Origin of the sequence: Hymenobacter profundi (genome assembly GCF_019334315.1) — a bacterium.
Lineage (GTDB): Bacteria > Bacteroidota > Bacteroidia > Cytophagales > Hymenobacteraceae > Hymenobacter > Hymenobacter profundi.
Genome location: NZ_JAHWGL010000158.1, coordinates 1 through 6473, shown reverse-complemented (window position 1 = coordinate 6473; position 6473 = coordinate 1). Strand labels below are relative to the sequence as shown.

Genomic DNA, 6473 nt, shown 5'->3' with positions numbered 1-6473 from the left:
TGGAACGGCGTCGGTAGGTTAGTTTTTGGTAAACAAGAAAAGGTGTCATCCTGAGCGCAGCGAAGGACCTTCTCACGTGTGAACGAAGAACGGTAGAACAAGTCATTGTTCCGCTAATCGTACTCGCGTGAGAAGGTCCTTCGCTGCGCTCAGGATGACACCTTTTCTTGTTTACCAAAAACCGTAAACAAACAGCCAAAAACAAACCAAAAATTATTTTTTGCGGGGCTTGTAACGAATGCCGAAATCGACGGTACTCCCTTCAACTCTCCCCTAAACGCCTACCCTTTCCGCCGTGCACAGCCCCAGCGACGAAACCTTGATGGCGCAGGTCCGCGACAACGACCTCGATCAGCTCACGCCGCTGTTCGAGCGTTACCAAGGACCGCTGTTTGGGTTTCTGCTGCGGCTGACGAACGACCGCGACACGGCGCAGGACCTCGTGCAAAACGTGTTTCTGCGGGTGTTGAAATACCGCGCCAGCTACCAGCCGGCTCAGCCGTTCCGGGCGTGGGTGTACCAGCTGGCCCGCCACGTGCACGCCGACCACTGGCAGCGCCAGCCCGTGCCGGCCGGCGACCTGGAAACGGCCGAGCGTACGCCTACCCTGCGCCGGGCTGCCCTGGCCGGGGTGGCCGCCAGCTCCGACGGTGAGCACCTGTACGAGGCGCTGGCGCTGCTACCCGCTGCCCAGCGCGAAATCCTGGTGCTGCACCGCTTCCAGGGCTTCGACTACGCCGAAATAGGGGAGATGCTGGGCTGCTCGGAAGGAACAGCCCGCGTGAAAGCCCACCGCGCCCTAGAGGCGCTCCGCAAAATTTACTTCAGCTAATACTCTGACTGCTCTGTGATGCTCGACGATAACAACCACTTCCTCACCTCACCCGAATGCGCTGCCTTGGAGCCCTTGCTGGCCGACTATGCAGCTCAGGCCCTGCCGCCGGCCGATAGGGCACGGGTAGCAGCACACTTGCCCCAATGCCCCAATTGCCAGGCACGGGTAGCTCAGTATGCCACTTTGCTGGACGCATTCGAAGACCAGCCGCTTGCCATGCCGCCACTCGCTCTGCGCGACAACTTTCTGGCTATGCTGAACGCGGAGAAGGAATTGCTACCTACCATTGCGCCGGTAGCAACGCCTGAAAAGCAGCCAGTGCCGTTGTATTTGTCGGCGGCGAGCAATACTGCATTGTGGCTGCGCATTGCCGCCAGCATAGCGCTGTTGGCAGTAGGTACCGTGTTGGGGCTGCTCCTAAACCGCTCAGCCGTGCCAGTGGTAGCGGTTGCGCCCGCCAAAGAAGCGCAGACCTTAGCGGCGCAACTCACAGCAGCCACCCAGCAGCCGGCCACCGCCAGCCACCGCATTCAGCTGGTAAGCGACGCCCCTGGTAGCTCCCGCCCCGGCGACCCTACCGTGCTGGTGCTCATCAACACCTTGAATGCCGACCCGAACCCCAATGTGCGCCTGGCCGCCGCCGAAGCCCTCTACCGCCTTCGGGCCGATTCGCTAGTAGGCTCAGCCCTCATTCAGGCCCTACCCGTGCAGACCGACCCCAACGTGCAAATCACGCTGATTGAGCTATTGGTGAAGCTGCGCGACAAGCAAGCTGTTCCCCAGCTCCGGCGCCTCTCCCAACGCCCCGACGCCCTACCCGCCGTGCGCGACCAAGCCAAGCAAGGCGTCAGCCTCCTGATTTAACCAGAACGGTCTCCTATACACTGTCCCGCTGGCTCGCCTACCCTGTAGCGCCAGCAATAGCGACATCCTTTAGCAAAACTTTCTCTCATGCTCACGCAGTGCTATCTACCGAAGTCCGCGGCTTCGGGTGGTTGCTTCCTGCTCTTCCTCAACGTCAACTCTCTATGAAAAAGCATCTGTTTCTCTTGTTCGCCAGCGTGCTGGCTGCCTGCTCAACCGTTCAGGCCCAGGAATTCAAAATAAAACTCACTGGTAATGACCGCAAAGTGGTTATCGAAATGCAGAATAGCGACCACGTAACCGTGGAAGGCTACGATGGCGACGAAGTACTAATCAAGGGTGAAGGGGGTAGGGCCGCCGAAGAGGCGCCCAAGCGCGCCGAAGGACTGCGGCCCGTGTACAACTCCACGGTAGACAACACCCGCCTGGGGCTAGGTGTGACCAAAGAAGGCAACACCGTTCGCATTGTGAAAGCCTCGCGCCGAGAGGGTGGCTACGTGATTCGGGTGCCGCGCACGGCCGATGTGGTGTACCGCGAGGCCCAGTGGGGCGGCAACCGCGTGCTGCTGCAAAACCTGCAAGGGAAGCTGGAAGTAATGATGAAAAGCGGCGATGCCAAGCTCCTGAACGTGACTGGTCCCGTGGTAGCCAACAGCACCAGCGGCGACATTACGGTGGTGTACTCCACATTGAAGGCCGGCCCCAGCTCCATCAGCAACATCAGCGGCGCTATTGATGTAGCCATGCCGGCCAGCACCAAAGCCTCCCTGACCATGCGGACTATTTCGGGCGAGGTATACACCGACTTCGACATGGCCCTACCCAAGCCGGCCAATGCCAACAGCCTCGTGCAGATTGGCGGCCAAACCCTCAACGGGGCCGTGAACGGCGGCGGCACGGCCATTTCGCTGAAAAACGTGAGCGGCGACGTGTACGTGCGCAAAACCAAATAGCTCTCAGCATCAAAGTGTAGTCTTTCTTCTCACCAGCTATTCTTCTTCCCATGTTTCGTTTTTTGCTATTGCTGTCGGTCCTGGTAGGGCTGAGCAGCCTGGGGGCGCACGCCCAAAAAGTACTGGAACAAACCGCTTCAATGAAAGCCGGCCAGCGTTTGAATTTGGAGCTGAAACAGGCATCAACCATTAAAATTCATGCGGGTAGCGGTTCGCAAGTGGTGCTGCGCGCCACGGCTACCATCAACGGCGGGCAGCTGAACGACGCACTGCTGCTGACGACCAGCAAGACCGACGAAGGAGTTACCATTTCTTCGTCCTTCGACGATAACCTGGTGAAAAACAGCCAGGGCGCAGAGTGTCCAGACGGGCAGGGCTACACCCGGTGGGGCGGCAGCTGGCGCAATGGCAAAGCAGAAGGTCCGGCCTTGTGCTTCAAGATTGAAGTAGACGTACTGGTGCCGGCTGGCGTGGCGGTGCGCGTGAACACCATCAGCGGCAATATTGAGGTAACCGACCTAACGGCTCCGCTGGAAGCCAAAAGTATCAGCGGCTTCGTGGATGTGAGCTGGCCGGCCCGACAGGGGGCCGAGGTAGCGTTTAAAACCATTACTGGAGAGGTGTATACCGATCAGGACATTGCCTTCGTCAACCGCAAAGAGAACCCTATTGTGGGCTACCAGCTACGCGGTACGCTGGGTGGCAACGGTGGCCCCGCCGTCCGCCTCGAATCCATCAGCGGCGACGTGTTCTTTCGCAAGCGAAAGTAGATAATTGGACTTATGTAACCCTGACAGGGGCTTGAAGCCCTGTCAGGGTTGTAGGTGCCGGGCGGCTTCCAGCAGAATAATATTTTAATCAACGAAATATTTCGTAGAAGTTGTTGCATTTATAGGAACAGTACTATATGTTTGTATTACGAAACTATTCGTACTGATAAAGTAGCTCGTATACTTTCTCGCTGGCGTGCCTGTTGAGATGCCTGTTATCCGCCCTATTCCTATTCCATCGGCTCCACTGCCAGGCACCGCGCAACTGCTGTAGCGTTGCTTTCTACTACCCCTCTGCCTTCTGGCTGCTACTGCCCGCCTAAGTGGTAGTACGGTCCACTGCGTGTCTTCATCAGAGCCATTTGGCTCCTTATAACTCACTGATATGCTGAAATATATCGCCCTATTATGGGTGCTGCTGGGCGTGCTGTGCCCGGTTGTAGCCCAAACCACTAGCACCAGTCGCATTACAGGCACGGTGCTCAACGCCACCACCAAACAACCCGTGGAATTTGCCACGGTAGCGCTGCTGAGCAAGGCCACCAGCAAGCCACTGGACGGGACCGTTTGCAACGACAAAGGCGCTTTCGTCTTTGAGAAGGTAGCACCGGGCGAGTACAGTGTTTCCATCAGCTTTGTAGGCTTTGAGACGAAGGTGGTGGAGAACGTGACACCGGGCACGGCAACTGTAAATCTAGGCCAAGTATTGCTGACACCTACCACGCAGCAACTGGGTGAGGTGCAGGTGGTAGGGCAAAAGGAGCTAGTAGAAACCCACGCCGACCGCATTGTTTATAACGCGGAAAAGGACATCAGCAACGCGGGCGCCACGGCGGCAGAAATGTTGCGGAAGGTACCCTTGCTCACCGTTGATAACGACGGCAACGTGGAGCTACGCGGCTCTACCAGCGTGCGGGTGCTCATCAACGGCAAGCCCAGTTCCATCCTAGCTAGCAGCGTGGCCGATGCCCTGCGCCGCCTACCCGCCGACAAAGTCAAAGCGGTGGAGGTAATTACGTCGCCGGGCGCGAAATACGACGCCGAAGGCTCGGGTGGGGTGATTAATATTATTCTGAAAAAGAATGACTTAACGGGGATGACAGGCTCGATAGACGCCACGGCGGGCACGCGCTATAGCAATGTCAATACAAACCTGACTATTCGGCGGGGGAAGCTGGGTATCACGTCCGAAGCGGGTTCTTATGCCCACTACAACCGCAGCCGGGGCAGCATCAACCGCACCGATTTTCTAGGAGACAACCAAACGGCCCAACTTAGCCAGCAAAACAGTCGGCGCAACGGTGGTGGCGGCATCTACGCCCGCCTGGGCTTCGACTACGACCTGACGGAAAAGGATGCCGTGACTGTGGGGGCCTACACCGACCTCTACCGCTCTACTGCCACGCAACACCTGGCTTCTACCTACGTGGCGCCGCTGAGCTTCGACCAGTTTGCCCGCGACATTCGCCGGCCGTGGGGCGCCAACTGGTGGCCGGAGCTGAGCCTGAACGGCAGCTACACGCACACTTTCAAGCCGAAGCACGAGCTGAGCCTCCTGGCCCTGCAAAACTACGTGTCGAACACCTCCGCCTACCGCCTCGACCAGACCCGCCCCGAGCAGGGCCTCGACTACCGCGAAACCGGCAACAACCGCAGCCGCAGCCGCGAAACCACCCTGCAACTTGATTACACTCAGCCTCTCGATAGCACCAGCGTGCTGGAGCTTGGCGCCAAAACCATCCTGCGCAACGAGCGAAGCGACTACCGTATCAGCGCCGACAGCCTCGATGGGGCAGGATTTGCGTTGGTGCCCTCGCGCTCCAACGAGTTCAACTACCAGCAGAACGTAGTGGCCGGCTATGCTTCCTACGGCCTTCAGTTAGCCAAAAAATATAATGTGAAAGCCGGGGCAAGGGTAGAGCACACCCGCGTGGATGGCGACTTCTTGACCAGCAGCACCAGTGTACGGCAGCGCTACACCAACTTTATTCCTACCCTGAACATCTCCCACGAGTTTGGTAAGGAAAAGGAGCACAAGCTGAATGTGGGCTACTCGCGCCGGCTCCAGCGTCCATCTATCTATCTGCTGAATCCCTACATCGACGTGAGCAATCGGCGCGTGGTGAGCACCGGCAACCCCAACCTGACGGCCGAACTAACCAACGCCTACGAACTGGGCTACAGCACGACCATCCAGAAAACTACCCTAACTGTATCGGTCTATGCGCGTAGTGCTAGCAACGCGTTTCAGCGGGTGGCGCGCACGGTGCCCACCAGCCAGGTTTTCCCTACCGATACCAGCAATACCACGGTCTTCTTTACCAACCCAGAAAACGTGGGCCAGCGCGCTACCTACGGCGCCAACGTGTACGGCTCGACCAAGCTGACGGATAAATGGACGCTGAACAGCAGTATCAACGCCTATTACGTGTCGGTGAAAAGCAAGGAGCTGGGCGCTTCCAATCAAGGCTGGGTCTACAACGGTAACCTCACGTCTGCTTGGACCTTCGAGCATGGGTTGAGCGCGCAGGCTGCCGTATATATCAACTCGCCGCGGGTGTTTCTGCAAGGCCGTACCAACAGCAACGTGTGGCACAACCTGTCGGTGAAGAAAGAGCTGTTTGACAAGAAAGGCAGCCTCACGCTGGGCCTCGACAACCCATTTGCCCGCACCATTCGCTTCCGCACCACCATCACGCAGGCAGACCTGTTTTCCTCCCAAGAAGTGACCTACGCCTACAACCGCGCCGTGCGCCTGAGCTTCAACTGGCAGTTCGGCAAGATGGATGACGCACCCAAAAAAGCCCGCAAAACCATCAGCAATGATGATCGGCAAGGTGGGAAGGGATAGATGGTGAGTGGTGAAATGGTGCGTTAAAACTCGGCTGTCATCCTGAGCGCAGCGAAGGACCTTCTCACGGTAGAACGAGTCGTTGGTACGCTTGTCGTTCACGCGTGAGAAGGTCCTTCGCAAGCTCAGGATGACAGCCGAGTTTTAACTCGCCATTTCACCATTTCACCACTCTCTCACCCTTCCCCGCGCAGCACCGC

5 protein-coding genes are annotated in these 6473 nt (G+C 58.0%); all 5 read left to right on the top strand.

Annotation, left to right across the window (positions count from 1 at the left end):
• Positions 1 to 295: 295 nt before the first annotated feature.
• A complete protein-coding gene (locus KYK14_RS21100; RefSeq protein ID WP_219161659.1) occupies positions 296 to 832 on the top strand; it encodes an RNA polymerase sigma factor in 537 nt (178 codons plus the stop codon).
• An 18-nt stretch (positions 833 to 850) separates the two neighbouring features.
• A complete protein-coding gene (locus KYK14_RS21095) occupies positions 851 to 1699 on the top strand; it encodes a zf-HC2 domain-containing protein (protein WP_246601969.1) in 849 nt (282 codons plus the stop codon).
• 164 nt (positions 1700 to 1863) lie between these two features.
• Positions 1864 to 2652 (top strand): DUF4097 family beta strand repeat-containing protein, encoded by a 789-nt coding sequence (locus KYK14_RS21090; protein WP_219161657.1) that lies wholly within the window; start codon positions 1864 to 1866, stop codon positions 2650 to 2652.
• A gap of 50 nt (positions 2653 to 2702) precedes the next feature.
• On the top strand, positions 2703 to 3422 hold the full coding sequence (locus KYK14_RS21085; RefSeq protein WP_219161656.1) for a DUF4097 family beta strand repeat-containing protein: 720 nt from the start codon (positions 2703 to 2705) through the stop codon (positions 3420 to 3422).
• A 385-nt stretch (positions 3423 to 3807) separates the two neighbouring features.
• Positions 3808 to 6273 (top strand): TonB-dependent receptor, encoded by a 2466-nt coding sequence (locus tag KYK14_RS21080; RefSeq protein ID WP_219161655.1) that lies wholly within the window; start codon positions 3808 to 3810, stop codon positions 6271 to 6273.
• Positions 6274 to 6473: the final 200 nt, after the last annotated feature.